Annotated in this window: 19 protein-coding genes and 1 pseudogene; 4 read left to right on the forward strand and 16 right to left on the reverse strand. The window is 54.3% G+C overall.

The window, feature by feature from the left end; all coding sequences use genetic code 11:
- The first annotated feature begins 11 nt into the window (after nt 1–11).
- A complete protein-coding gene (gene acnA, locus NSU18_RS16485) occupies nt 12–2,756 on the forward strand; it encodes an aconitate hydratase AcnA (RefSeq protein WP_341149565.1) in 2,745 nt (914 codons plus the stop codon).
- 97 nt (nt 2,757–2,853) lie between these two features.
- On the opposite strand, the gene NSU18_RS16490 is transcribed toward acnA, so the two are convergent.
- The 3 genes from NSU18_RS16490 to NSU18_RS16500 all read right to left on the reverse strand — a co-directional run bounded on the left by NSU18_RS16490 (nt 2,854) and on the right by NSU18_RS16500 (nt 7,188).
- Nucleotides 2,854–3,873: an ABC transporter substrate-binding protein gene (locus NSU18_RS16490; RefSeq protein ID WP_341149566.1), complete on the reverse strand. Its 1,020-nt coding sequence runs from the start codon at nt 3,871–3,873 to the stop codon at nt 2,854–2,856.
- A gap of 176 nt (nt 3,874–4,049) precedes the next feature.
- Entirely contained in the window at nt 4,050–6,269 is a 2,220-nt protein-coding gene (locus NSU18_RS16495) for a response regulator transcription factor (RefSeq protein ID WP_341014749.1), read from the reverse strand.
- Nucleotides 6,270–6,435: 166 nt separating this feature from the next.
- A complete protein-coding gene (locus NSU18_RS16500) occupies nt 6,436–7,188 on the reverse strand; it encodes an IclR family transcriptional regulator (RefSeq protein ID WP_341014751.1) in 753 nt (250 codons plus the stop codon).
- Between the two features lie 285 nt (nt 7,189–7,473).
- On the opposite strand from NSU18_RS16500, the gene NSU18_RS16505 reads away from it, so the two are divergent.
- Nucleotides 7,474–8,472: an alpha/beta hydrolase gene (locus NSU18_RS16505; protein ID WP_341151055.1), complete on the forward strand. Its 999-nt coding sequence runs from the start codon at nt 7,474–7,476 to the stop codon at nt 8,470–8,472.
- Between the two features lie 186 nt (nt 8,473–8,658).
- Nucleotides 8,659–9,846, forward strand: coding sequence for a Fe-Mn family superoxide dismutase (locus NSU18_RS16510; RefSeq protein WP_341014753.1), 1,188 nt, complete (start codon nt 8,659–8,661; stop codon nt 9,844–9,846).
- 521 nt (nt 9,847–10,367) lie between these two features.
- On the opposite strand, the gene folE is transcribed toward NSU18_RS16510, so the two are convergent.
- From folE to NSU18_RS16535, 5 genes and pseudogenes are all read right to left on the reverse strand, one after another.
- Nucleotides 10,368–10,961, reverse strand: coding sequence for a GTP cyclohydrolase I FolE (folE, locus tag NSU18_RS16515; protein ID WP_341014755.1), 594 nt, complete (start codon nt 10,959–10,961; stop codon nt 10,368–10,370).
- A 66-nt stretch (nt 10,962–11,027) separates the two neighbouring features.
- Nucleotides 11,028–11,273 carry a YneF family protein gene (locus NSU18_RS16520; RefSeq protein ID WP_076161298.1) on the reverse strand — a complete coding sequence of 82 codons (246 nt, stop codon included), beginning with the start codon at nt 11,271–11,273 and terminating at the stop codon, nt 11,028–11,030.
- A 117-nt stretch (nt 11,274–11,390) separates the two neighbouring features.
- Nucleotides 11,391–12,584, reverse strand: a pseudogene (queG, locus tag NSU18_RS16525) (tRNA epoxyqueuosine(34) reductase QueG); the annotation flags it as partial.
- A 35-nt stretch (nt 12,585–12,619) separates the two neighbouring features.
- Nucleotides 12,620–13,237 carry a signal peptidase I gene (gene lepB / locus NSU18_RS16530; protein WP_341149567.1) on the reverse strand — a complete coding sequence of 206 codons (618 nt, stop codon included), beginning with the start codon at nt 13,235–13,237 and terminating at the stop codon, nt 12,620–12,622.
- Nucleotides 13,238–13,441: 204 nt separating this feature from the next.
- On the reverse strand, nt 13,442–13,861 hold the full coding sequence (locus NSU18_RS16535; RefSeq protein WP_341149568.1) for a GNAT family N-acetyltransferase: 420 nt from the start codon (nt 13,859–13,861) through the stop codon (nt 13,442–13,444).
- 417 nt (nt 13,862–14,278) lie between these two features.
- On the opposite strand from NSU18_RS16535, the gene NSU18_RS16540 reads away from it, so the two are divergent.
- Nucleotides 14,279–14,887: a superoxide dismutase gene (locus NSU18_RS16540; protein WP_341014758.1), complete on the forward strand. Its 609-nt coding sequence runs from the start codon at nt 14,279–14,281 to the stop codon at nt 14,885–14,887.
- 200 nt (nt 14,888–15,087) lie between these two features.
- Here the strand turns inward: NSU18_RS16540 and NSU18_RS16545 are convergent, their stop codons facing one another.
- From NSU18_RS16545 to NSU18_RS16580, 8 genes are read right to left on the reverse strand one after another with little or no spacing between them, the layout of a single operon-like run.
- Nucleotides 15,088–17,757, reverse strand: coding sequence for a glycoside hydrolase (locus NSU18_RS16545; protein WP_341149569.1), 2,670 nt, complete (start codon nt 17,755–17,757; stop codon nt 15,088–15,090).
- A 15-nt stretch (nt 17,758–17,772) separates the two neighbouring features.
- Nucleotides 17,773–18,786 (reverse strand): carbohydrate ABC transporter permease, encoded by a 1,014-nt coding sequence (locus NSU18_RS16550; RefSeq protein WP_341014761.1) that lies wholly within the window; start codon nt 18,784–18,786, stop codon nt 17,773–17,775.
- A gap of 22 nt (nt 18,787–18,808) precedes the next feature.
- Entirely contained in the window at nt 18,809–19,708 is a 900-nt protein-coding gene (locus NSU18_RS16555; RefSeq protein ID WP_341014763.1) for a carbohydrate ABC transporter permease, read from the reverse strand.
- Nucleotides 19,708–22,248, reverse strand: a complete 2,541-nt coding sequence (locus tag NSU18_RS16560; RefSeq protein WP_341149570.1) for a DUF5696 domain-containing protein — start codon at nt 22,246–22,248, stop codon at nt 19,708–19,710. Before NSU18_RS16560 ends, NSU18_RS16555 begins: the two co-directional genes overlap by 1 nt.
- Before the next feature lie 18 nt (nt 22,249–22,266).
- Nucleotides 22,267–22,890, reverse strand: coding sequence for a Yip1 family protein (locus NSU18_RS16565; RefSeq protein WP_341149571.1), 624 nt, complete (start codon nt 22,888–22,890; stop codon nt 22,267–22,269).
- Complete coding sequence (locus NSU18_RS16570; RefSeq protein ID WP_341149572.1) at nt 22,877–24,319, reverse strand: tetratricopeptide repeat protein; 1,443 nt, start codon at nt 24,317–24,319, stop codon at nt 22,877–22,879. The genes NSU18_RS16565 and NSU18_RS16570 overlap by 14 nt, the downstream gene beginning before the upstream one ends.
- Before the next feature lie 19 nt (nt 24,320–24,338).
- Nucleotides 24,339–25,202: a carbohydrate ABC transporter permease gene (locus tag NSU18_RS16575; protein WP_341149573.1), complete on the reverse strand. Its 864-nt coding sequence runs from the start codon at nt 25,200–25,202 to the stop codon at nt 24,339–24,341.
- A gap of 5 nt (nt 25,203–25,207) precedes the next feature.
- Nucleotides 25,208–26,113 (reverse strand): carbohydrate ABC transporter permease, encoded by a 906-nt coding sequence (locus tag NSU18_RS16580; RefSeq protein WP_445321864.1) that lies wholly within the window; start codon nt 26,111–26,113, stop codon nt 25,208–25,210.
- Nucleotides 26,114–26,121: the final 8 nt, after the last annotated feature.

Here is a 26,121-nt window from a genome sequence, read left to right on the forward strand (position 1 = left end):
GAGGCGCATATATGCCAAGCAAGGACCATTTTTCATTGGCCAAGAACCTGAACTCAGGTGGCAAAACTTATCGCTACTATCATTTGAACGCTCTGGAGGAGCAAGGTGCAGGCGACATTTCCTCCCTGCCATTCTCCATTAAGGTATTACTCGAAGCGGCTGTCCGCCAATATGACGGACGGGCGATTACAGAAGAACATGTTAAGCAGCTGGCTAACTGGTCCGGCGGCATTGACCGTAATAAGGAAATTCCGTTCATTCCTGCCCGGATTGTCCTGCAGGATTTCACCGGCGTGCCTGTAGTTGTCGATCTCGCAGCTATGCGCGATACCGTCAAGAAGGCGGGCGGAGACCCGAAGAAGATCAACCCGCTTGTACCGGTTGACCTTGTTATTGACCATTCCGTTATGGTTGATGCATTCGGAACAGCCGATGCCCTTGAATATAATATGAACGTAGAATTTGAGCGTAATGAGGAGCGCTACCGCTTCCTGCGCTGGGCACAGACCGCCTTCAATAATTTCCGTGCGGTTCCTCCGGCAACCGGAATTGTGCATCAGGTGAACCTGGAGTATCTGGCTTCTGTAGCGGCCACCAAAACCGTTGACGGAGAGACAGTGGTCTACCCGGATTCCCTGGTCGGCACGGATTCCCATACTACAATGATTAACGGTCTTGGCGTAGTGGGCTGGGGCGTCGGCGGAATTGAGGCTGAAGCAGGAATGCTCGGACAGCCGCTGTATTTCGTTACCCCGGATGTCGTCGGCTTCAAGCTGACCGGCAGTCTGATGGAAGGCGCTACAGCTACCGATCTGGCCCTTACCGTTACCCAAATGCTGCGCAAAAAAGGCGTAGTCGGCAAGTTCGTCGAATTCTACGGCCCGGGTCTGGCGAACATCAGTCTGGCAGACCGTGCGACGGTAGCCAACATGGCTCCTGAATACGGCGCAACGATCGGCTTCTTCCCTGTAGACGATGAGACGCTGGCCTATCTGCGCAGCACCGGACGCCCGGATGAGCTGGTAGAGCTGGTGGGGGATTATTATAAGGCGCAGGGCATGTTCCGCACCGCAGAGACACCGGACCCGACATTCAGCGATGTCATTGAGCTGGATCTGGCTTCTGTGGTTCCCAGCCTGGCCGGACCGAAGCGTCCGCAGGACCGGGTAGAGCTTACCCATATGAAGGAGAATTTCGAAGGCATTATCCGTACACCTATTGACAAGGGTGGCTATGGCCTCAGCGATGAGAAGATTGCCCAATCGGTGGAAGTACAGCATAAGAACGGAAGCACCAGCAAGCTCACCACAGGAGCGGTTGTTATTGCGGCCATCACCAGCTGTACGAACACCTCCAATCCAAGCGTAATGCTGGGCGCAGGACTGCTTGCCAAGAAGGCTGTAGAACGCGGTCTCACCAAACCGGGGTATGTCAAAAGCAGCCTCACTCCCGGATCGCTGGTCGTTACGGAATACCTGCAGAAGGCAGATCTGCTGAAGCCGCTGGAAGCACTCGGCTTCTACCTGGCCGGCTACGGCTGCGCCACTTGTATCGGTAACTCCGGCCCGCTGCCTGACGAAGTCAGCGAAGCCATTACAGAGCATGATATGACGGTTGCCGCAGTCATCTCCGGGAACCGTAACTTCGAGGGCCGCGTGCATGCCCAGGTCAAAGCCAACTATCTGGCTTCACCGCCACTGGTTGTCGCTTACGCACTGGCCGGCACAGTGAATATTGATCTGAAGACCGAGCCGCTGGGCTATGACCCGCAGGGTGAGCCTGTCTTCCTGGCTGATATCTGGCCGACTTCAGCCGAGATCCGCGAAGCCATAGGGCTCTCGCTCAGTCCGGAAATGTTCCGCAGCAAATATGAGAATGTATTCACGGCCAATGAACGCTGGAATAACATTCCGGTACCGGAAGGCGAGCTGTATGAATGGGATAACAACTCCACCTACATTCAGAATCCGCCATTCTTCGAGCATCTGGCAGACGGTGCCTCTGACATCCAGGATATCAAGAGCTCCCGTGTACTTGCGCTGCTTGGCGATTCCGTCACTACCGACCATATCTCGCCAGCCGGGAATATCTCCACTTCCGGTCCGGCCGGAGAATATCTGCGCGGCCATGGCGTGGAACGCGCTGACTTCAACTCCTACGGCTCACGCCGCGGGAATCATGAGGTGATGATGCGCGGTACGTTCGCCAACATCCGTATCCGCAATGCAGTGGCTCCTGGAACAGAAGGCGGCGTAACCACCTTCCTGCCAAGTGATGAGGTCATGTCGATCTATGACGCCTCCATGCTGTACCAATCGGCCGGACAGAACCTGATCGTTATCGCCGGTAAAGAATACGGCACAGGCAGCTCCCGCGACTGGGCCGCCAAGGGAACACTCCTCCTCGGAGTCAAAGCCGTCATCGCTGAGAGCTTCGAGCGGATACACCGCAGCAATCTCGTCGGCATGGGCGTGCTGCCGCTGCAGTTTCAGGAAGGCCATGGCTGGAGCAGCATGGGACTGACCGGACGTGAGACCTTCGACATTACCGGTCTTGACAACCACGTCCTTCCCGGGCAGGAGCTGACGGTCACTGCTACCCGTGAAGACGGCACGCAGTTCGACTTCCCGGTCATTGCCCGTCTCGACAGCAGCGTAGATATCGACTACTACCGCAATGGCGGTATTCTGCAGACAGTGCTCCGCCAGATGCTGGCAGATGCTACTGCCTCGGAAGCGGCTCAACCGGTAGAATAAGTCTGCTTCATTCATAAGGCCAGATCATTATACAAGCTGCGCCGGTATCAGATTTCAGTCTGATACCGGCGCAGCTTTTGTCTCATTCAGGAATGCCCTATTTGACCGACAGCAGGCTGGTCGTAATGAAATCCAGCTGTTTCTCCAGAGAGATCGGGTCATTGTACGTATCGGCAGCAGGATTCAGCTGGAACACATTCCCTGCCTTGACCGCCGGAAGCCCCTTCCACAGCGGATTGTCATAGACAATCTTCGGGTCTGTAGTATCCCCAGACCATGGGCAGGTAAAGATAATATCTCCCGCAAAGTCCGGCAGCTTCTCCAGAGAGATGGAAGCCCAGCCTGTTCCGCTGTCGATGGCCTCCTTCTGCGCTTCTGCGGGAGCCTTCAGCCCGAACTCCCCATACAGAATCTCACCACCCCTGCCATAGTTATGACCAAAGACATACAGCCCCTTGGCATATGGATTCAGGATAGAAACAGTCTTATTGCCGACAGCAGCCTGTACCTGCGGCTTCAGTTCAGCAATGCGGGCCTCCCACTGGGCGATCCAGGCCTTAGCTTCATCATTTTTGTTCACAAGCTTGCCGTAGTCGAGCATCTGATCCTTATAATTCTTGGCGCCATATTTAATCTGTACCACAGGCGCTATTTCCTTCAGCTTATCAATGCCTTCTGTTCCGGTATACACAATAATCAGGTCAGGGTTCAGGGCCAGGATATTCTCCGGGGTGACGTCATCACCCAGCCCTTCTGCACCTTCAAGCATCTCTGCAAGATATGGACTATCCTTGGCTCCTTGCATGACCCCTACCGGCTTCACACCCAGCGCCAGGAGATATCCTGTATAAAAAGCTGTAGTATCCACGATTCTCTGCGGATTCTTAGGCACTTGAACCTCACCGGCACCGTCCTGGAAAGTAACCATCTCTGCTTCAGCGGAAGGTTCGCCAGCAGCCGGAGCAGCCGTGGGTGCTTCAGATGCTGCAGGTGCAGGTGCATTCGCTGCCGCCCCGGAGCCAGAGACGGAGTTACCCGATGAACCGCAGGCTGCCAGCAGGACAGCCATGACGAGAGTAAAAACAATCAGGACAAGACTTTGTTTAGAGTATCTCAAGATAATCCCCCTATGTATATATGATATTGATAATCATTATCATTTGTAATGATATCATAGAGTTCTCCGGCTGACAACTGTCCCGGAATTTTCCGCAGTAAAAATCCCCTTTCGCTGGAAAGGGGATTGCATTTCTCTGGCATAAGCGGATAAATTATCGCAGCCTCAGGAGGCCATCAGGACATCTCGATACGTTCGGAATCGAATATTCTTTTGTAGACCAGAGCTATGATCTGTGAACGGTCCGTTACGTCCATTTTATTAAAAATGCGGCTTAGATGGTTCTTGACGGTATGCTCGCTGATAAACAAGGCACTGGCAATCTCCTTATTCGTCTTGCCCAGAATAATCAGCTCCAGCACTTCCTCCTCGCGCGGTGAGATTCCCCATTCCTCCTTGGGCGTCTTCAGTGCTGTACTGTTCAGCAGCTTCCCTGCCGACACACCTCTTTTGGCGGGCATCGCTTCCGAGCGGCTGCGCAAAAAGGATTGGAAGGTATTGCGCGGCTCACTGTACAGCTCCCCAACCACATGGTCATCCAGATAGAAGCGGGAGGGGTTCAGCCACTCCAGATCCGTGTCCGCCAGCAGCTCCTTGTCCGCGCCTTTGCCTGCATGATGAAGCACCAGCACGAGCAGCTGGGCCATGACAGAGACCGAGGGCTTATTGATCTCAAAATAGAACGAAGTAAATTGGTCCACCTGCTTCAGCAAAGAAAGCTCCTCCGGGTAGAACCCGTACCCATGCAGGAATTCCAGCCTGAACGGAGCCAGCAGCGCAGCCGTTCTCATCTGCTCTGACTCCCGCTCCGGCAATCCTGTATATCGGGCAAGCTCATACGCCATAGCAGAAGCTTCTGCCGACAGGCGGTGCAGCTCGGGATTACTGAGCTGGAGATAATGAAGCGTCTGACCGGTGAAGACCCCTGCCTGCTTCATATGTCTGGCTTCCTTCTCGATCAGGCGGATCGAAGTACTCGCCAGACTGGCGAGACAGCTGGTTAAGGACAGCCACTCCTCAGCTTCGCTGCGGCGTCTGAAGCCCACAGACAGAATGCCCTTGAATACCTTCTCAGCAATCAGCGGACATTCAACCAAGACCTGCCCTTCTGCCTCCCCGTTGATGATCGCAGAAGAGAGAAAGGCCTGTGAGGAGTAACGGGACTGAAGGTCCTGGACATACGGCTCAATCTCCTCCGGCCTCCATCCCTTGGCATAATGAGTCTCCCCGGGCTGCTCCTCGAAGAATACGAGCACCGATGACGGGAAGAACGGCATGCCCATAATCATATCCAGCAGCCCGGTGCCCAGCTCCTGGGTAGATGCGGCCTGCGGAAGCAGGCGGGCAGCTTCCTTCAAACGCAGGGTGGCCTCCCTGCGCAGGGCTTCACGCTGCACCAGCTGCTCTCCCCGTCCGGATAAGCCCAGGAGCGCAGTAACATTCTGCTCGTACTGGGCATAGTCCTGTATCAGGCGGCTCTTTCCGAAGCCCACAGCAAGCAGTACGGCCCTCTTCCCGCTGTGAATTCTCACAGGATAGCATGACAAATATTCCGGCTGCGTCATCCCGCGCTGGGTGAAGAATAACGATCTCGAATCTTGGGCAACGCTCTGCCAGTGCCTGGGCTCCATGCCCAGAACTGCCTGTCCCAGAAAACCGTCTCCTTGCTGGAACCCGGCGTTCATGAGGAGCCCTGCTTCTTTGCCGGCAGAATATTTCACCTTGAACTGGCCGGCCTCCTCCTCTTGGGCAAAGGCATACAGCTCTGCGTCAGATAACGTACCGGCCAGCTGCTGCAGCACAACCTCTATCTTCAGGAACTCACTCTCCAGATTGGATAACAGCTGGGAAATCAGCAGACCCCGTCTCTGTTCCAGAGGCTTCACTGCGCAGCCCGCCAGCAATTTGGAGAGCACATTCCCGAGCACACTCAATTTCCCCCTGATGCTGGCAATGCCCTCCCGGCTAAGCTCAGGCATGGCGGCCAGTACATCCTTCAGCATCTCATAGTCGGGGTGATTCCGCATCTTGGCCTCGAACGCCTGCAGCACAAGCCCGCGGGTGCCTTCTTCCATATATAAGCCGGACCATAAATAGTACGTCTGTCCATAGTCAGGAGCCAGCGGACTGACCACATACTTCAACCCGGGTACCCACTCTTCAAGTACAGCAGGATATGATAAGGGGCCCATTCTAATCAATGCAGGCTCGAAGGGCCGCTCTATGACCTGTAAAGAATTAAACATCTTCTGATAGAATATTCCGGACAGCGTTGGGCGGGTAACCACATTCCCGGCCTGATCCGTAAGCACAAGCGCCTGACCCGTAACAGAGCCGAACGTATCCTGGAGCTCTTGAATTTCTCCCATCAGTGAATCGGGTATAACTACTTTCATCCCATCACCTCGTGCACCTGGATTCCTCTTATTTCTTCAATCTCAATTTAGCTAATCATTACTAATGATAGTTCATTTTAACTAGATATACAATGAATGCCGAAGACTGAATAGCCTGTATTTCCTAAAGTTTTCCTGCACGGATCTGCCTACGGAGGCCTACATCTCAACCCATCATTAGGCCCATTTCAGCAGCGGCCTCCGCTAAAATGACAGCATATTCCTCCAGCGTCTCCCGCGACAGACGGCTGACCGGGCCGGACAGCGAGAGCGCTGCTACCACACCCCCGGCCCGGCCGGCGATGGGAACTGCCACTGCTGCCGCTCCCGGCTCCCGTTCCTCGAAGCTGGTTGCATAGCCGCAGCGGGTAATCTCTTTCAGCTGCTCCAGGTACTGGCTGCGGTCAACGCTGTCCGGCCATGCGGGGTCGGCCAGCAGCCGGACCTGCACTTCAGGCGGCGCGTAAGCAGCCAGCACCTTGCTGGAGGCGCCTACCGAGAGTGGCAGCCTTGCACCGATCTGGGCTACCCGGCGGATAGCCTGGCGGCTCTGCACCGCCTGAATGCGCACACGCTCCAGATTGTCGCGCAGATACAGGCTGACCGTCTCGCCCAGACGGTCGCGCAGCCGCTCCATGGCGGGCAGCAGAAGCACCGCCGGCTCGTTCAGCGTCGGGAGATGTGTGGACAGCTCCCAGATGCGGATACCCAGGCGGTATTTGTCCGTCCCCTCGTCCCGCTGCAGGAAGCCCTTCTCCTCCAGTGTAGTCAACAGACGGTGCACTGTGCTTTTATGCAGGCCGATCTTCGCAGAGATCTCCGTCAGACTAAGGTCGTAATCATCATTATCCTGAGTAAAGCACAGCAATATATCCAGCGCACGTTCTACGGCGCGTACAGTCAGCTTCCGGTCTTCCACCCCGATCTCCCCTTCACATGTTTCACCTATTGAAACCCGGTTACATAATTATTAAGATATCCCTATCTTAGTGCAAAAGCCTAAATAAAGTCCAGCAGATTCCGCATCCATAATCAGCCGTCCGCAGTTTACAGTTACATTACAAAAGAACCATTTCCATTGACTTTGTAAGGGCATAAATTTACGATTAAATATATGAACTATTCATGCTCTGAATCTTGAAACTTTCCAGGAGGGGACCTTATGAATCTGGCAACTAGTCATCCCGGCGCGCCGGTCTCCCGTATGCCTAACGAGGATAAGTCCGCTTCGTCAACCTTAATTCCGATTCGGATGATACGCCTCAAGCACATCATTGTGGCCCTGCTGTTATCCGTATTCTTCTTCTTTGTATTCTGCTTCATCGCCCTGCATGCTTATATCGCCTGGGTACTCTCGAATCCTACCGTAGCCCCACTCTACTCCAATCCTTATCAGGCCAAGGGGCTCGCCTACGAGGATATCACCTTCCCTGCCAAGGACGGCAGCCGGATGATGGAGGGCTGGTATATTCCTTCCAAGGGAGCTACCAAAACCATTGTCTTCAGTCACGGCTATGGCGCGAACCGCGAAGAGAGCTGGGTGCCCATGTATGATCTGGCTCATTATGCGCACAGCCTGAGATTCAATGTCGTCATGTTCGACTACGGCTTCGCCTCCAAGACCGACAGGGATATCGCAACCGGCGGCAAAAAGGAATCCCAGCAGCTGCTCGGAGCCATTGAATTCGCCAAGGAGCAGGGGGCAGACCAGATTGTGGTCTGGGGCTTCTCGATGGGCGCAGGCACTGCCCTGCAGGCAGGACTTGTAACCAAAGATGTGGATGCGATGATTCTGGACAGCACCTTCCTGCTGGAGCCGGACACCCTGTACCATAATATCAAGCAGAATATCAATCTTCCACGCCAGCCTTCGCTGGAGATTATGGAGATGCTCTTCCCGGTCCTGAACGGCACAGGACTGAATCAGATCCCTTACTCCAAGGTCAAATCGGAGGATTATCCGTTCCCGGTGCTGTTCATGCACGGTACTAAGGACGATAAGGCCCCTTATCCGATTGCCGAGGAGCTGGCGGCGAACCAGAGCAATCCGTATTCGGATTCATGGATCGTGGAGAACAGCCATCATGAGCTGCTGTTCCGCGAGCACCCGCGTGAGTATCTGCGGCGGGTATCCGCTTTTCTCGGGAATGTACAGCTGGCCCAGATCAGCGGGAGCCACAGCAATCCAACCGCAAGCAAATAAGCTTCTTACCGTTACCCTAAGGCATGTGCAGATGTATCCTGTGATACATTCTGTGCATGCCTTTTACTGTGCGTGGCACCAGGACCTCCAATCCGCCACGATTCCCTGCACAGGCTAGTCTCATAAGCTGTTCCTCTCCCGCATATAATGGACCGATGAAACTTTAGGACGGGAGGACTGCATGTCATGCCATATGTATTCGTTGCACCGCCGCCAGTACAGATTCTAGGGGAAATTGCCTTCTGGAAAAAACAGGAGAAGGAGCATGCCGAGGTTCTAATCCAGATCATCCCACGTCTGGAGGAGCCTTATGTGAAGCTGCTGGAGGACTGGGCCATTGTATTCCTGGCTACAGAACAGGCGGCACAGCATCTGCTTGCTAATCCGCAGCCACCGGACACAGGTGGTCCGGGGAGTCCATCCGCCGAAGCCGGGCTGCTGCTGCACACTGCCTGCGACCAGTCCGCCGAATTCATCCGGCACCTGAAGGCCATGAAGGAGGCAAGCGCCGCTGTCAATGCTTTCCCTCTGGCGGGAACCGCGCTGCTGCACTTCATCCGGGAGTCCGAATACTTCCTCGCCGTACTGGCGGCTCTCACCCCTGCGGACTACGGGCCCGGGATGCTGCGGATGAATCCTCCGGAGCAGGCGGAAGCGGCTCCTTCACCCGATCCGGCTGCAAGCGGAGAACGTCTTCAGGGAACAGGAAGCTTCGCAGTTCCGTTATGGGAATCCCGCGAGACAGGACCGGTTCCCATCGGCGGGCATTCGCTTCCTCCTCTGCCTTATGCTTATAATGCACTGGAGCCGTATATTGATGAGAAGACGATGATCATCCATCACGACAAGCATCACCAGAGCTATGTAGACGGACTGAACAAGGCGGAGAATAAGCTCGCGGAAGCGCGCCTGAGTGGCGACTTCGATCTGGTTAAGCATTGGGAGCGGGAGCTTGCCTTCAATGGCGCCGGACACTATCTGCATACGATCTTCTGGAATGTCATGTCCCCGCAAGGAGGCGTCCGCCCCTCCGGCGCCCTGCTGGACGCCATAGAACGCAGCTTCGGAAGCTATGAAGCCTTCAAGGCCCAGTTCACGGAGGCGGCGGGTAAAGTCGAGGGCGGCGGATGGGCTATTCTGGTCTGGAGCCCGCGCAGCCGTAGACTGGAGATACTGACGGCTGAGAAGCATCAGAACCTGTCCCAATGGGATGTCGTTCCGCTGCTGGTGCTGGATGTGTGGGAGCATGCCTATTACCTCAAGCATCAGAACAACCGCGCTGATTACATCCAGGACTGGTGGAGAGTCGTCAACTGGCCTTATGTCGCCGAGCGCTACGGTGCCGCCCGCAAGCTGGTCTGGGAACCTTTCTAAGGCTCTACGGTGTCTTCGGTTTTTCGCACGTTATGATGTATTTCTCCCTCTCATGGCACCGTTCTACGTGTCTCTACCCAATCCAATCCTGACGGTGCTCAATCTCACCGGCTACAAATCATCCTGACCGAATGTATGCTGTTTTCCACATGCATTCGGTCCGTGTGCCTGCTTGCAAGCACAATGTATGTTGTTTTCCACATCCATTCGGACTGCGCATACCTCAACATGCACATTGTATGCTGTTTTCCATATATATTTGGACATATGCCTGCTTGCAAACACAATCTATGCTGTTTTCCACATACATTCGGACCGCGCATTCCTCAACATGCACATTGTATGCTGTTTTCCACATACATACAGACCGCGTACCTGCTCGCGAGTATAATGTATGCTGTTTTTCACATACATTCGGTCTGTGTGCCCGGTTGCAGCAGGATACTATTAGTTTCCTATGTAAAAAATATAACAAAAAAGCCCGCCGCCACTGTCGAAGTGGCAGGCGGGCTTATCCGTTCCTATTCCTTGATCAGGGCCAGGAATTCAGCCCTTGCCGCAGCATCCTCGCGGAACGAGCCGCGGGTGGCCATTGTAACCGTCTTACTGCCTGGTTTCTTCACGCCCCGGGCACACATGCACAGATGCTCCCCTTCGACTACAACCATTACACCGTGCGGATTCAGCACCTCAGTCATGATATCGGCGATCTGGGCTGTGATACGCTCCTGCACCTGTAACCGGCGGCTGACCGCTTCTACTAGCCGGGCCAGCTTGCTGAGTCCGGCAATGCGGCCGCTGGGAACATAGCCGATATGCACCTTGCCGAAGAATGGAGCCATGTGATGCTCGCATTGGCTATAGTAGACAATATCCTTCACAATGACCAGCTCTTCATGAGACTCGTCGAAGGTTACGCCCAGCGCTTCGCGCGGATCAACGGAATAACCGCCGAAGATCTCTTCATACATCCGGGTCACTCTGGCCGGTGTTTCGAGCAGGCCTTCGCGGCTGGTATCCTCACCGATTAATTCCAGAATCTTCTCTACATGATACTCAATCTGCTCCCGGTTTGCAGTAACCTTCCCGTTCTTGTACTCCTTGATGCCCCCCATGAAAACTCCCTCCTTCCGCACCTGCTAGCTGACTCTTATCTATTTCATACGATCCTCATTATTACATTACTTCTTGCGGGAATTTCCTTTGCCCGCAGCGGGACGCCCCGGCGGGTTACCGTTCTTCATCATCTGCTGGGCACGCTGCATTTGCTTCCCGTTCAGATTATACCCCATTTGCTTGGCAACCTTCTGCAGCATTTCAGGATCATTCTGCATCGTTGTCATCTGTCTGCGCAGATAATACACACCGATGAAGAAACCGCCGATCAGACCTACCACAAGCGTAATAATAGGCAATGCAATATTCATCTGTAATCCACCTTTGTACTCTATTGTCTGGCGATAACCCTGTTCAGGCACGCGAATCTATCATAGCATTTCAACAACTGGACAGCAATTGGCAAATCCCGCTGCCAGGACAGTTCATTCACTGTCCGCTGCTCCCTGCTCACGCAGCTTGCCTGCGGCCCGCTCCAGCATGTCGCGCACCGTACTGTGCTCTTCGCTCTCCAGCGCCTGCTCAACAGCCGCAAGCGCTGCTTCGCCGCCGATGCGGCTGAGTGCCCAGGCCGAGGTTCCGCGCATTTCCGGCCGGGGCTCCGTAAGCAGAAGCTCTGTCAGCTTCGGCACCGCCGAGGCCTCCTTGAAATTGCCCAGCGCAATGACAGCGTTACGCTGAATCGGCTTCTTGCCGCGCCATGCCGCCGAGCTGCTGCCGAACTTCTCCTTGAACTCCCGGTTGCTGAGGTCCAGAATCGGCATCAGCAGCGGCTTCACCACCTCAGGGTCAGGCAGAAGCTGCGGACGGTGATTCCAGTTCTTGCCGCGGTTATGCGGACAGACAATCTGGCAGGTATCACAGCCATACAGCCGGTTGCCGATCTTGGTCATATAGTGATCGCTCAGGAAGCCCTTCGTCTGGGTCAGGAAGGAGATACAGGCCTGGGCATTGAGCTGGCCCGGTCCGACCAGCGCGCCGGTAGGACAGGCGTCGATGCATTTGGTGCAGTCACCGCAGCCTTCCTGCACAGGCTGGTCCGGGGGAAGCGGAAGATTCGTCACCATCTCCCCCAGATAGATCCATGATCCCCACTTGGGAGAGATGATAGAGCAGTTCTTGCCGCTGAAGCCGATCCCCGCCCGTTCTGCCACAGCCCGGTCTACAAGCGCCCCGGTATCCACCATGCTCTCCAGCACAGCACCCGGGACACGCTCACGGATGAAGCTCTCCAGCTTCGCCAGCGCTTCACGGAGCACATGATGGTAATCCTGGCCCCAGGAGGCGCGAGCCAGAATACCTCTGCGCGCACCCGGCTCGGACTTGGGCGGGTCCTCCATTTTGGAGGGATAGGCCACCGCAATAGCAATGATAGAGAGCGGCTGCTCCCCGGACTGCAGGGCCGGAACCGTCCGCTTGTCCAGATCAGGCTCCTCGAACCCGGATTCATATCCGTTGTCCCGGTGCTCCTGGAGAATGTTCTTCAAATATAAAAACGGCTCCGCAGTGGTGAACCCGATATCATCAATACCGAGCTCAGCTGCAGCCGCCTTAATCTCAGCCTTAAGTTCCTCCCATTTGGAAGGAGGCGGAGCGTAACCTTTCTGGATGTTGAGGTGCATATCCGCCTCTCCTTTATAGAATGAATAAGGTAACTCTACAAGACCTTCATCTTAGAGAAAGGCCACCAGATCAGGGACACCTTACCCACGATACTCTCCCCTGCGACAGCGCCAAAATAACGGCTGTCCTTGCTGGCTCCGGCATGCCGGTTGTCCCCCATAACGAAGTAGGTCCCCGCCTGCACGGTAAGACTGCTGAAATCAGGATCTTCTATAGACGTATCAATATAAGGCTCATCCAGCAGTTTGCCGTTGAGGTAGAGCTGCTGGTTCCGCACTTCGATGATATCGCCGGGAATGCCGATTACCCGCTTGACCAGATATTCCTTGCGGCTGGGTCCCGTACTGGGATCATGAAGGACAACAACCTCCCCGCGGCCCGGATTCCCGAAGCTGAGGGCGATTTTATTAATAATCAGCTTCTCTCCCTGATATAGGGTGGGCTGCATGGATTGGCCGATTACAGTAGACACATTGAACACATAGATATTAAGCAGCGACATCACTGCGAACACAATCCCCGCCGTAATGATCCACTCCCGCATATCCTTAATCCACGTTCTTCCGGACTTCTGTCTGGACTTGCTATGCGTTACTGATCTGTATCTTTGTCTGCGGCTCCGCATGAAATCTTCTTCAAGCTCCCGGTTCATAGGCCACCTACTTGTTCGATTAGGTTATCCGTTCCTTAACAATAGAAAAGCATATCTCCCGCCCATTTGCAATGGACATAGGGAAGATATGCTTTAGTATAATGAAACAGACTATGCAGGAATACCCATATTCAAAAGTATCCGCCCTGCAACAGTTCTCTACTCTGACCTTTGATTCCGCTTACAGCAGCGGTTCAGCAACAGTTACCCGACAATGCTTAGCTTGCGCACGGATTTGAAGATGTGGTTCTCGTCATAACCCATGGCTTTATAGAGAGGCATTGCAAAAGAATTGTGTTCATCGACGGCAACATAAATGCCGCTGACCTTCCGCGCCTGAAATCTGCTCTCCATAGCCGTTACAAGACTCTTGCCGACTCCTCTGCGGCGGTAATCCGGATGGACGGCAATGCGGAAATAACAGCCGTGATTCTTCTCAATCGTACCAATCAGCGCACCGATGATTTCTCCTTCATCCTCAGCAACTACAATGAGATCAGAATCCCATGACAATTGCCTGGAGAAAGGCTCGATCGTGCTCTCGAAACATTCTTCCGATAATGCGGTCTGCAGCAATTCAGTCACTGGAGTTACATCGCTTAATTGAAAGGAACGAACGTGCATACTTAAAAGTCTCCCTTTTCTATGGCTTATGATTTTACAAAAAGAAGGAGTTTCCATAACAGTATAAAGTGGAAAAAAGCATCAAAAACCGAGGAATACCTGCTTTTGTCTCTATTAAAGCACACTTTTCTCGCGTTATCATCATTTTTCTTTTGAAAGCGCTTGATATGAAGCGTTTACATTCAATATAGTTTCATATTTAACATCTATTAGGAGATTCGAGTAGTCAAAAGGTCCCAGTCAAGGAGCCTAATCAGTTTAACACAGCCTTAACACTTTCTGTGAGCTGGCGGCGGGAAAATACTTTTCAAACATTTTCGTTTGTTTAATGTTGCATTATTGTTCCAGATGCGTTTTAATAATAGTATCTCAACGGATATATACCAAAACCAACATATAATCAGGAGGGATTTTTCCATGGCTTTTCAATTACCGGCACTTCCGTACCCGAACAACGCACTTGAACCACACATCGACGCTTTGACGATGGAGATTCATCATGACAGGCACCATAACACTTATGTGACGAACCTGAACGCCGCACTGGAAAAGGCACCCGAACTGCAAAACAAAAGCATCGATGAGCTTCTAACCGACCTGAACGCTGTACCTGAAGCGATCCGCACAGCGGTCCGCAACAACGGCGGTGGACATGCCAACCACACCCTGTTCTGGGAAGTGATTGGACCGAACGGCGGCGGCGCACCGACTGGCGCATTGGCTGCTGCCATTGACAGCGAGCTGGGCGGCTTCGATAAATTCAAGGAAGACTTCGCTACTGCGGCTACTACACGCTTCGGCAGCGGCTGGGCTTGGCTCGTTGTGAAGGACGGCAAGCTTGCTGTAACCAGCACACCGAACCAGGACAACCCGATCAGCGAAGGCGCAACTCCAATCCTCGGCCTCGATGTATGGGAGCATGCCTACTACCTGAACTACCAGAACAAACGCCCTGACTATATTAAGGCGTTCTGGAACGTAGTAAACTGGGAAGAAGTCGGCAAGCGTTACGAAAGCGCGAAATAAGCATCAGCCTTCAGCATGATGCTATAAGCAAACAGGTTCACCTCTGCCGTAATGGCAAGGGTGAACCTGTTTTTGTATAAAATATAAGAATTTAGATGTTGCACATGCTAAATTATCCTTCTATTTCTCGCTGAAACGGTACCGTCCTTTAAAAGGACGGCAATGCCGTTTCCACTTGCCACGCTAAGCCAGACCTGAGATCATTGCATGAACTTGGCGTTCAGAGCGTCGTACTCACGCCGGGTGACCGGAATTACCGTTCCATGGCGGGGGCTGGCCGGCAGCTCATAATTAGAGGATACCGTCCACTTGCCGGAATCCAGATCTTCCGTCTCCAGCGGGATGTACCCTCTGCCTCCGAATTCATCCACAAACAGATACCACTTCTCCTCCGTATTGGATTTGAACAGGGTTGGCCCTTCAATGCCCTTCAGTCCGCCGACACTCCCGCTCAGCAGCTTCACCGCTGGGGCAAATACCGAATCCAGGGACTCCTGGAACACCATTTTGCCAAAAGGGGATTCCGGGCCTTGCTCGCGCTCATCCTTAGTGAATCTGTAGATCTTCCCGTTATACGCAGCCATAGTGGTATCAATGATCGAATACCCGTAGTCCATATAGACCTGCGGCTCTGAGAACGCGCGGAAATCGCGTGTCTTGCTGTACATAATTGTCTGGTAGGCGTCCCCGGTGTGAGTGGAATCAGCGTACATCCGCGAGGCCCAGAATACGATATATTCCCCGCTCTCCTGGTCATAGATCACCTCAGGTGCCCAGGTATTCCCCGCTTCCTCAGGTGAGACCTTGGCTTCCCAAGGCTCCGACCAGTCCACGAGATTATCCGATTCCCACACAATAACCGCCCGGCTGCCCTGTGTCTGGGCTGCACCCCAATCCCAGTTGCCGTTGATCTTCAGATCGGTGGCGATGAGATAGAACCGGCCGCCTTCAGGTGAACGGATGATGAACGGGTCCCTGACTCCCTTGTCGCCCAAGCTGGAGGTAAGCACGGGCTTCCCGCCATTCAGCTCCTTCCAATGCAGCGGGTCATTGCCTTCGCTGAGGGCGAAGTATACCTGCTCGCCATCCCCGGTCCCTTCGCCGGTGAAATAGCTGAACAGATAGCCTGCATAATCTCCCGCAGCCGGAGCTTCCTGCGCAGCCTGAGTTCCGGTAACCTGGGTTCCGGTCAACTCACCCGGCCCGCCTGCCTCCTCCTCTAACTCCGGGCCGCCAGCCACCAAGGTCATCACTGACTTGGCCGGGATAACGGCCTGGAATACTTGCTCCCCAGCTGCTGACCCATCAGCTGCTACATCAGCGGCCACATCCTCACCGCGCGCCAAATCCAGCTGCGCATTGGTTACATAGGAACGCAAGGCAGATGCCTTCAGTCCCAGTCCGCTCAAGGTGAGCTGCACCCGCTTCTCCTCCAGGCTGTCATTCACCAGCACCGCCGTCATGCTCTGCTCCTCCTCGTGCACGTAAGCTGAGCCAAGCAGCTCGCTTCCGGCATCCTGGTTCAGACCGGAGAGCGCTATCCGCACCGCTCCGGGGCGGATGAACCTGCTGTAATTGCCGAGCGACCACAGGATCTTCGAGGTCAGAATGTTCTGCCCGTCCCCAGGCTGAGTGTAATCGGTGTACAACAAACCGTCCTTATAATCTACCTTAGACACTGCCGTCCACCATTGCCATGCGGCTGCATCTGCCTCCGTCAGATCAAAGTGGATGGTACGCGCTACCTGCAGCGCCGGCTCTATCCCCAGATCCCGCCCCGGGCCATAATCGCCCATAATGCAGTATTCGGTAACCCAGTATTTGGCCTCAGGATCATATTGCTTCAGATTACCGGCCAGCAGCTGTCTTAGCTTAACCAGGCGGTCATCGCCGGAATGGCTGTAATCGGACCAGTAGGAATGCGAGGCGATCTTATTGCCTACCGCTTCCTTCAGCACAGGATCACCTAGCAGGTCCTTAATATATTCACGGTATTTCCCCAGCCCCAGGCTGTTAGCCCCGCTGGAATAGACACCGCTGCCAGTGAATTCCCGGTAGTGCTCATCATCCAGCAGAGAGGTAATCTCTACCCCGTCCGGGGCACTGATCTGCGCTTCCAGGACGCTTGCGCGGAGCTGGGTGTGCAGCTCCAGAATCACCCGCTTCAGGTCGTCATTGTTGTACCGGCTGGCTTCCTGCTGCGCATGATTCCAGTCCCAGGTCGGCTCGTTAACGGGGCTTATATAATCGAACTCCAGCCCTTCCTGCTTGAAATGCTCCAGCACATCAATCAGGAAGGAGGCGAAGGCAGCTTCAGAGCCTTCCTTCAAATTACTGGACCCTACCTCCGGATCAGGCTGGGCATGACCATTCCTGGTCATCCAGACCGGCGGGCTGTTGACGAAGGCAATCAGGGATTCGACTCCGCGTTCCCTGGCCGCCCGCAGGAACCACTGCTGGCCTGCCTGCCTGCTCCAGTCGTACGGCCCTTCCTCCGTCATTTTGAAGGCTTCCGTTCTCCGCCACGGATCTGGAATGATGGCCTCATCGGTCTCCGCCGAGCCTGCGCCTATATTGAAGCGCCAGGCCGACAGCCCGATCCCTCTGCTGCGTGAGAACAGCAAATCTGCCACCTTGTTCTTATTCTCTTCGGTCCACTCCTTCCCCAGGGGGTCCATGGACCAGGCGTCGGACGCGCCGAAGTTATCGATAGTCTGATAGCGGAGATTACCGTCTATCGTCACTGCCGCATCCGGCGGTTTCTGGTGCTGCACAGGGATTTCCTCCTCTTTTCTATTACTGAACAGAATTACAACAATAACACACACTAGAACAATACCGATAACCGCCGTAACTGCCAGCCGCTTCATGCTCCCATCCTCCTCCTAACCAACCAGACCGGAACGCTCCACACTCTCTACAAAATGCCGCTGAACGAATACATAGAGGATAATCAGCGGCAGAATCGCCATCAGCACACTCGTATTCATCATCATGGACATGAAGAACGGGTCCTGAACGAGCGAATTCGCCGCCTGGCCGCCGCCGGTCATGTAGGTAGCAATGCCGTAGCCCGCCGAAGACATCATCGATGACATGACCTTCGGTTCGTTCAGATACATATTGGTGAAGAATGAATCATTCCACTGCCACACGAAGGAGAACAGCATCACCGTTACCATCGACGGAATGGCATTGGGCAGAATCACCCGCGCGAAGGTGGTGAAATAGCCGGCTCCGTCCACATAGGCCGCTTCCTCAATCTCCCGTGGAATGCCCTTGAAGAACTGGCGGAAAATATAGACATACAGCCCAGTCTTGACGCCCATTCCGAGCATCGAAGAAATAATAAACGGCCAATACGTATTGATCAGGTTCGCCGGCTTCCCCGTGAACAGCTCAATCAGACCGAACAGGTCAAAGTTCTTGAAATGCAGGTAGAGCGGGATCATGATCGTCTGGGACGGGACAAGAATCGTAAAGATTACTGCCGCGAACAGCAGCCCGCTCCCCCTGAACTTAATCCGGGCAAAGCCGTAACCGGCCAGCACACAGATGATTGTCTGAAGCACCATGACTGCTGAGGACAACAGCATGGTGTTCCGCAGAACTGCCGGATAGTTCATCGCCTTGAAGACCAGCCTGAAGTTCTCCAGAGTGAAGGCCTGCGGGACCCAGATCACGGTGGAATCATACAAATCGTCCATACTCTTGAACGCAATCGACAGCTTCAGCAGGATCGGGTACAGGATAACGAACGAGATACCAAAGACCAGCACAAAGCGGGCGATTACCCACAACCATTTTTTCGAAAATTCTACCCAATAGGCGGCCGAGGCCAGCCTGTGCAGCTGCTCTTTCCTGGATCGGTGCGGCATTGCTGCGGTCTCTGTCTTCATGAATGCTCCTCCTTCCTAACCGCTAGTCTTGATAAAAGACTTTACGTGAGATCAGCGCCGTCGTGATCCACAACAGCAGTGCAATGATGGCAAAATACATCCAGGACATGGCTGCGCTCAGCCCGAAATTGAAGCTCTTGAACGCTGTGTCCACCACCATGCGGCTGGTCTGGTCACTGATGAAGCTGTCGATAATGGTGTAGACCAGATTGGTCAGGATCAGCGGGCCGATCATCGGAAACGTAATTTTCCAGAACGCCTCATAGCCGGTGGAGCCTTCAATCTTCGCCGCCTCATACAGGGAAGGTGAGATGGATTGCAGCCCCGCCAAAAAGATCAGGATCTGCACGCCCGATTGGCTGACAATCTCATAGATCCGGCTCACCGCTCCAGTCAGATACTGCACCACGGTGGGGCTCAGACCGGATTCGATCAGCAGCGTGGTCAGCTCCAGATTCTTGATCACCGACAGGCCTCCGCCCGTGGAATCACTGGCGCTGCGCACAACAGACTGCATCAGGTCCCCGTTCTCAATGCTGGCGATAATACCCGAGGCCAGAATGACCGGCAGGAAGAAGATCGCCCGGGCCAGCACTCTGCCATGGAACTTCTGATTGAGCAGCACGGCGAAAAACAGGCTGAAAATCAGAATAAGCGGGGTGTTCAGCACGATATTCAGCACGGATTCCGTTAATGTCCGAACATAGGATTCATGCGAGAACAGCGCCTCCCGGAAGTTCGCGAGTCCGATATACTTCAGCGTGAAGCCCTCATCATTGACCTGCAGGTTACTGAGGCTGAACCGCAGGGAAGAGAGCAGCGGCGTCAGGAACAGGAAGCAGAAGCCCGCGAACCAGGGAAGAATGAAGTACAGGCCGTAATATCTGTTTTTTTGCTCCAGGGACAGCTTCTTAAGCTTCATTATTGCGGCTCACCTCCTACCCGGTAATTGCGTCCGTCTATGGTGACTCCGCCCACACTCACCGGCGCACGGTTATAATTCACTATAATCGTGGTGCCTGCTTCATAAGTCGTCTGATAGACACCTTCCGCCAGCTTCTTATGCTCTTTGATCGTCTGGGACTGGATATTCTTCATCACACGGCTCAACGCCTGGTACTGCCCGGCTGCCTGGTCAATCCAGCTGCGGTAATCCGCCGAGTAGAGGCTGCCAAAGCCTGTCATCTTAATCGCGGAAGGATCAGCATAGAACCAGGTATAATATGGTGCGCTCCCGGTCTCCAGCGCCTTCAGCAGACTGAGCGACGCATCCTGATCGTCAGCCATATTCCAGGCGGTTCCGGCATATTGCAGATAGCCGTGGTATACCATCTGGAAGAAGGGGATGCTCTCATCCGTAATATTGAACCCGCTGCTCTGCATGGGTGCAGCCACTATATGACGGGCGAAGGGAGCCGCGTACGCATTGCCGCCTTCCACCATCAGGCGGGGCACAGAGCTCTTCATCCGCTCCAGCTGCTCCTTGACGATTCCCTCGGCCTGCTGGCGGTCAACCAGCTCCTCCGCATTGAAATCGGAATTCAGCCCGCTGCCGAGATCCCGCAGGGACAAGCCGTCTACTCCAAGCTCTGCATAGTCTCCGAGGAAGCCGTCTACCACACCCGGCAATACCCGGGGGCTGACGACATAACCGGAGGGCTCCTGCACATCCAGCTTCAGCATGGAGAAGTCGAAGGGATACGTATGCGCCAGCTTACCCGTAATCAGCCGGGAGGCCTGTGACTTGCGGAGTCCCTTGGCTTCCGGGAAGGTCTGCAGGAACGAAGCATCGGGATACAGTGTAATCCCCTTATCCTGTGCGTAGGCCTGCAGCTCCTTAAGCCCCTTGGTCCCGCCAAGCTTGCTGTCCACAGATACGCCCTTCGGGTAATTATGATTAATGCCGCCGTTGAACCATCCGGTATACCGCAGTTGAATATCCCCGATTCCCTTATCCTGCATCTGCTCCAGAATAGCCTTGGCCTCCTTGAAGGAGGTAAGCGGCTCATAAGCGCTGTAAGGAATGCCCAGGAAGAATTTCTTCTTCGGAATGCCTCCGATCAATTCCAGGTAGAAGGGAACGTTCTCTGTCCCGTCCAGCCTTGCCATCCCGGTATGTTCGATTAGGTACTCCCGGTAATGTGCGGCCATGCCTGAATAGCTGGCTTCCTCCTGATCAAGGAAGCTGTACGTTACAGTGATATCACCGGGGTAGATCCCCGCCTGAAATTGCTTCACTGTACTGGAGCGCCAGCCGTTGGTCAGTGTCACTTCCTCCAGACTGCCCAGCGTATAGCTGGAGAAGACATTGTTATACTGATTCAGCCGTCCACTGACATCTGCCTCCACGGCAGCAATCGCATCCCCGCTCTCGATCACCGCCAGGAAGCCCCGGTCCTCAACCTTCATGCCGAATACAGGCAGCCGCGCGGTCTCCTCCTTCTGCACTTGCCCCAGCTGGGTCAGCGCAGCATCCGGCCCGTACATCGCGCTGCGGTAAGGGGTAGCATAGAGCTTGTTATTATTGAAGTGTATCAGTGACCCGGAGCCGTCCGGCACCAGGCTGTAGCCTTCATCCTTTGTACCGCTCGCCCCAAAAAACGGAAGCAGCGACAAACTCTGAATATGCATATTATCCGGATAACGGACCTTACCGCCCGGGATGCTTACCTTCAGCTGCTTCCCGTCCAAACGGTATTCCAGGGGAAGCGTCACCAGGGCGGCTCCGTCATCCTCTTCACCGTAGGCCGCTTTATCAATGGCGATTTGCGCCTCATCATAGCCGATCTGCCCGAACAGGGTGGTTACCTTCTTCAGCCCCACTCCCTTGAAGGAGGTATCTCTCCGTTCATACCGCTTATTCGATTCATCGTACCTGAACCGCTTCTCAATCTCCTTCTTGTCACTGTCCTTCTCAAGGCGGCCGATGATGAGGGTACGGAAGCGTTCTTCACTGATGTATTTGGGAATGCCGTCGATATTGCTCTTGACCTCCCCCAGCGTGTACACGATGTTCAGGCTGTCCTTCGATTCCTCGATGGTGAACTGGCCACTCTGCACACTGTGGGTGTAGTTATCGTAGTTCATGAGATTACCCTTGCTGTCATAGTAGGTCAGCTCTACCTGCACATTCAGCTTGGATTTGTTATAGCCGGTGGCAACAGCGTCCTGTTCACGGTCCTGCGGGTTAGAATACCAGATCGCTCCGCTCTTCTTATCCTTAACGGCAATCTCCGTGGTCGTCTGATTCAGATACAGGGTCAAATACTCATTGTCCAGGGCCTGCTTCAGATCTGCGGATAGCCCCGGCGCTTCCGGGGTGCGGGTATCCTGCCCGCTCTGCACTTCAGACTGTACCGCCGCTTCTGCTTCAGGTGCGGATTCCGCCAAGTCCGCGTACGGCAGGACGGCTGCGCCGCTGAGCATAAGCACAATTGCAATGATGGTTAGCTTCTTCTTCAAAGCCTGGCTCCTCCTTTCTTATCCGCGAAGTGAAAGCTCCTGGTAGACGGTGTAGACAAAACTGACAATTTGCTGGATCAGATTGAAGAACAGCAGGCCCAGGAAGATGATGATGCCTACCACGGCCAGCGTCAGCAGCATGGTTGTAATCGTTTTGAGCACCGTGTACTGATGAACCGTCATGGTTCCGATGAACAAGAGCCACACGAACCACAGCGTAGCCAGAGCATCCAGCAGATGATAGAAGGAAGCCTCCCGCAGCGTGATCACGTTGCTGAGCAGGATATTGGGAATGTTGATCAGAATCAGCGGAAGCAGGGTGTACCCGGTCGTAATGACGATCTCCGAGAACTTCCCTTCCCCGTCCATCAGTGTCGTCAGGGACCAGTTCGCCAGGCACCAGAGCAGGAACGGGAAAATAATATACTTGAGCTCATTGATGCTGTTCAATGCAAGCGGGTGATTATAATTGACCACATAGCCTACGTATTGGCGCTTCACAATCATGGTCAGGGTAAGGGCCATAAGAATGCCCAGTGCCATGCGCAGCTTGCCCTTATTCTCGTATTTCAGATCCCAGAATCCGTCGAAGGGGTGCATTGCTACATGCAGTGAATATTTAATGTCCTTAAGAAACGGCATCCTGAACCCTCCCTTCCTTTCTCGGCCGCTTCACCAGGCGGACGATTACGTAGCCGCCCAGCAGCACGGCTATTATTCCGGTCATATAGAGGCTGAAATAATCGCGCATATACTCCCTGCGGTATTTCCCAAGCGCCTTGGAGTAATATTCGCGGTCATTGCCCAGCTTCAGATAAGTCATAGCCTCCTTATATTCGCCTTGGCGGAGCAGTGATTTGCCGATGCCGACATACGCCATCTCATAGTTGGCATCCAGCTTCAGCACCTCCCGCCACAGCTTAGCGGCTTCATCATGCTTACCGGAGCTGTACAGGGTGTTGGCTTCATTGACCATGCTGCCGAACTGAGTCACTGTGAACTCGGTAATTCTCCCCAGATCACGGTCTAGTACATAGATTGCATTCTCATAGCTCTCCACCGCCGCCGGGTTCTTGAAGGTACCGAGCTGGCTGCCTAGTTGACCGATGACATACAGCAGCTTGCCGTCCTCATTGTAGGTGAACACCCGCCCGCGCGTGGAGTCCAGTACCCGGTAGACTCCGTTTCCGGTCACATCAATATCAATGAAGGCGGAGCGGTCCCGGCTCAGATCGCCGATGGGCGGGATCTCTTTGCTGAGCCGCAGGACATCGATGCCGGAGGGATTCAGTCTTTTTACCGGAGAAAAGGTCTTCTTATCCACCGTAGTGGTATAGATGAAGCCATCCTCATCGACATCCGTATTATTGAATTCCAGCGGAATGAACTGCACCATCTTCTCGCGCTGCTCCTTGGTCGATACCGACTTCCAGAACAGATCCACCGGATCAAACTGCACCTTGTTCGTGCCCATGAAGCCCGTGAACTGCCCGTCGCTGTCGAACTCGATCAGCCCTTCATAGACCCCTCTGCCAACGACATAGATGCGGCCTGCCTTATCAACAATCACCTTCCGCGGAAAATATTCAAAACCCGCTCCGATCACATCCGCCTTCGGCGGTCCAATCTCCCGCACGAAGGTCCCTGTGCCGTCCAGCTCGACCAGCCGCCCATTCTCCGTATCTGCCACGTAGATCCGGCCGCCGTCCGTAACGAAGAGTCCTTCCGGGTTGTTGAAGCTGTCTTTCTTCTCCCCGTTCTGGAAGCCTTCGATAACACGGAGTGTGTTCCACTCTTTATCCAGCACCACAATCCGCCCGTTCCCGGAATCGAGCACGTAGAGCAGCCCCTCCGCCGAAACGAACAGGTCTCCCGGAGCGTTCCAGGCTCCCGTCCCTGCCTCCAGCCCGGTGATGGCCCTCGAAGGAAGATAGGCAATCGGCGACTGAACCGCCCCGCCCCAGTAGGAGTAGGTATATCCTTCATACGGCGCAGCCCCGGCCGGCCTTGGACACAGGCTCACAAGCAGCAGCACGGATACAAGCACCAGTATCGATGACTTTATTCTCAACCCTAACGCCTCCATCGCTTCAGTCCTTCATGCCGGACGAAGCCATCGTCTGAATCACTTGGCTCTGTGACAGAATGAACGTCACAATCGGCACGGTCATCATAATCACCGCTACCGCGGCCCCGACTCCTGCACGGGCGATCCCGCCCTGAATAATCTGGCCCATCGCGTAATGCAGCGTCTTGAGCTGCTCGCTGTAAATGAAGCTGCCGCCGTCCGTGCCCCATAGCATCTGCATCATCAGGATGAGGAGCGTCAGCCAGGCCGGCTTCACCAGCGGCATGACGACCTGCCAGAAGATGCGGTATTCACTTGCTCCGTCAATCTTCGCCGCCTCCAGCAGCGCATCCGGGATCTGCTCCATGAACTGCTTCATCAGATAGAGTCCCAGCGGATAGGCAAAGGCAGGAACGATAACCGCCTGGTAGGTGTCCATCCAGCCCAGAGCAGACATAATCATATAGTTCGGTATCGCGGTGACATGCGGCGAGAACATCAGCGACAGGACAACCACGGTGAACAGCACCTTAGAGCCGCGGAATTTATGCTTCGCCAGCGGGTAAGCTGCGGCCGAGGCCAGCAGGATATGCCCGGCTGTACCGGCGGCGGTAATGAATACCGTGTTGAAGATATATCTGGAGAACGGCACCCAGGAATTCTTCATCACCTGAAACAAATTGGCGAAGTTCTCAAGCGTTGCATTGCGTACAAACAGCGTAGGCGGGAAAATAAACAGCTCATCCAGCGGCTTGAACGCATTGTTAATGACATAAATTAACGGAATCGCCATGAAGGATCCGAATCCGGCCAGGGCCAGGAACAGCAGGGCGTCGACCTGCCAGGAACGGTTTACTTTTTTGTTCAGACGTATTGCCAGCTTCATCCCGCTTATTCACCCACCCTCTTCAGCAGCTTTTGGACAATCAGATTGCTGCCCAGCATCATTACGAACAGCACGGTGGCAATCGCCGAGGCATAGCCCATCTCGAAGCGGATTGTTCCGTAGTCCACCAGATGGGTTACAATCGTATGCGCCCCGTACTGCACACTCGGGAAGCCTGCCAGCGCCATAGCCACATCGGCAACCGCCAGCGACGCAGTGATCTGAATGACCGCGCCGAACATCAGCTGCGGGCGCATGGAAGGGAGCGTAATGAACCACAGCTCCTGCCAGCGGTTTTTGACACCGTCCACAGCCCCTGCCTCATACAGTGTCTTGTCAACAGTCTGCAATCCGGCGATGAAGGCCAGGAAGCTGGTCCCCAGACTTAGCCAGAGCTGTACCAGCATGATGATCCCCAGCATATACCTCGGGTCCTGCAGCCATTGGATCGGCTCATAAATGACGCCAAGCTGCATCAGGAAACCGTTGATGATCCCGTAGGAGTCACTGGAGAAGATAATCTGCCAGATGAAGAATACATTCCCCGAGATCGAAGGCGCAAAAAAGATCAGGGTCATAAACGCCCGCAGCTTGGGATTCAGCTCATTAATCAGCCAGGCAAACAGGAAACAGGCGATATAGCTGACCGGTCCGGTGACCACTGAGAAAATCAGCGTATTCTTGACCCCGATCAGGAACACATCATCGTTCCAGAGCAGCTTGGAATAGTTCTCCCAGCCGATCCAGCGCGGCATCTCCAGCATATTGAAGTGCGTAAAGCTGAAGATGATCGAAATCACCACCGGCAATACGGTAAACAACAGAAACAGCACCATATATGGAGCAAGCAGGATATACAGGTGTTTATCCCGCCGCACATCCTTGCCGAACAATGCCCAGTAATTACGCAGCCCGGAAG

The sequence above is a fragment of the Paenibacillus sp. FSL H8-0048 genome, from assembly GCF_038002825.1.
Lineage (GTDB): Bacteria > Bacillota > Bacilli > Paenibacillales > Paenibacillaceae > Paenibacillus_AQ.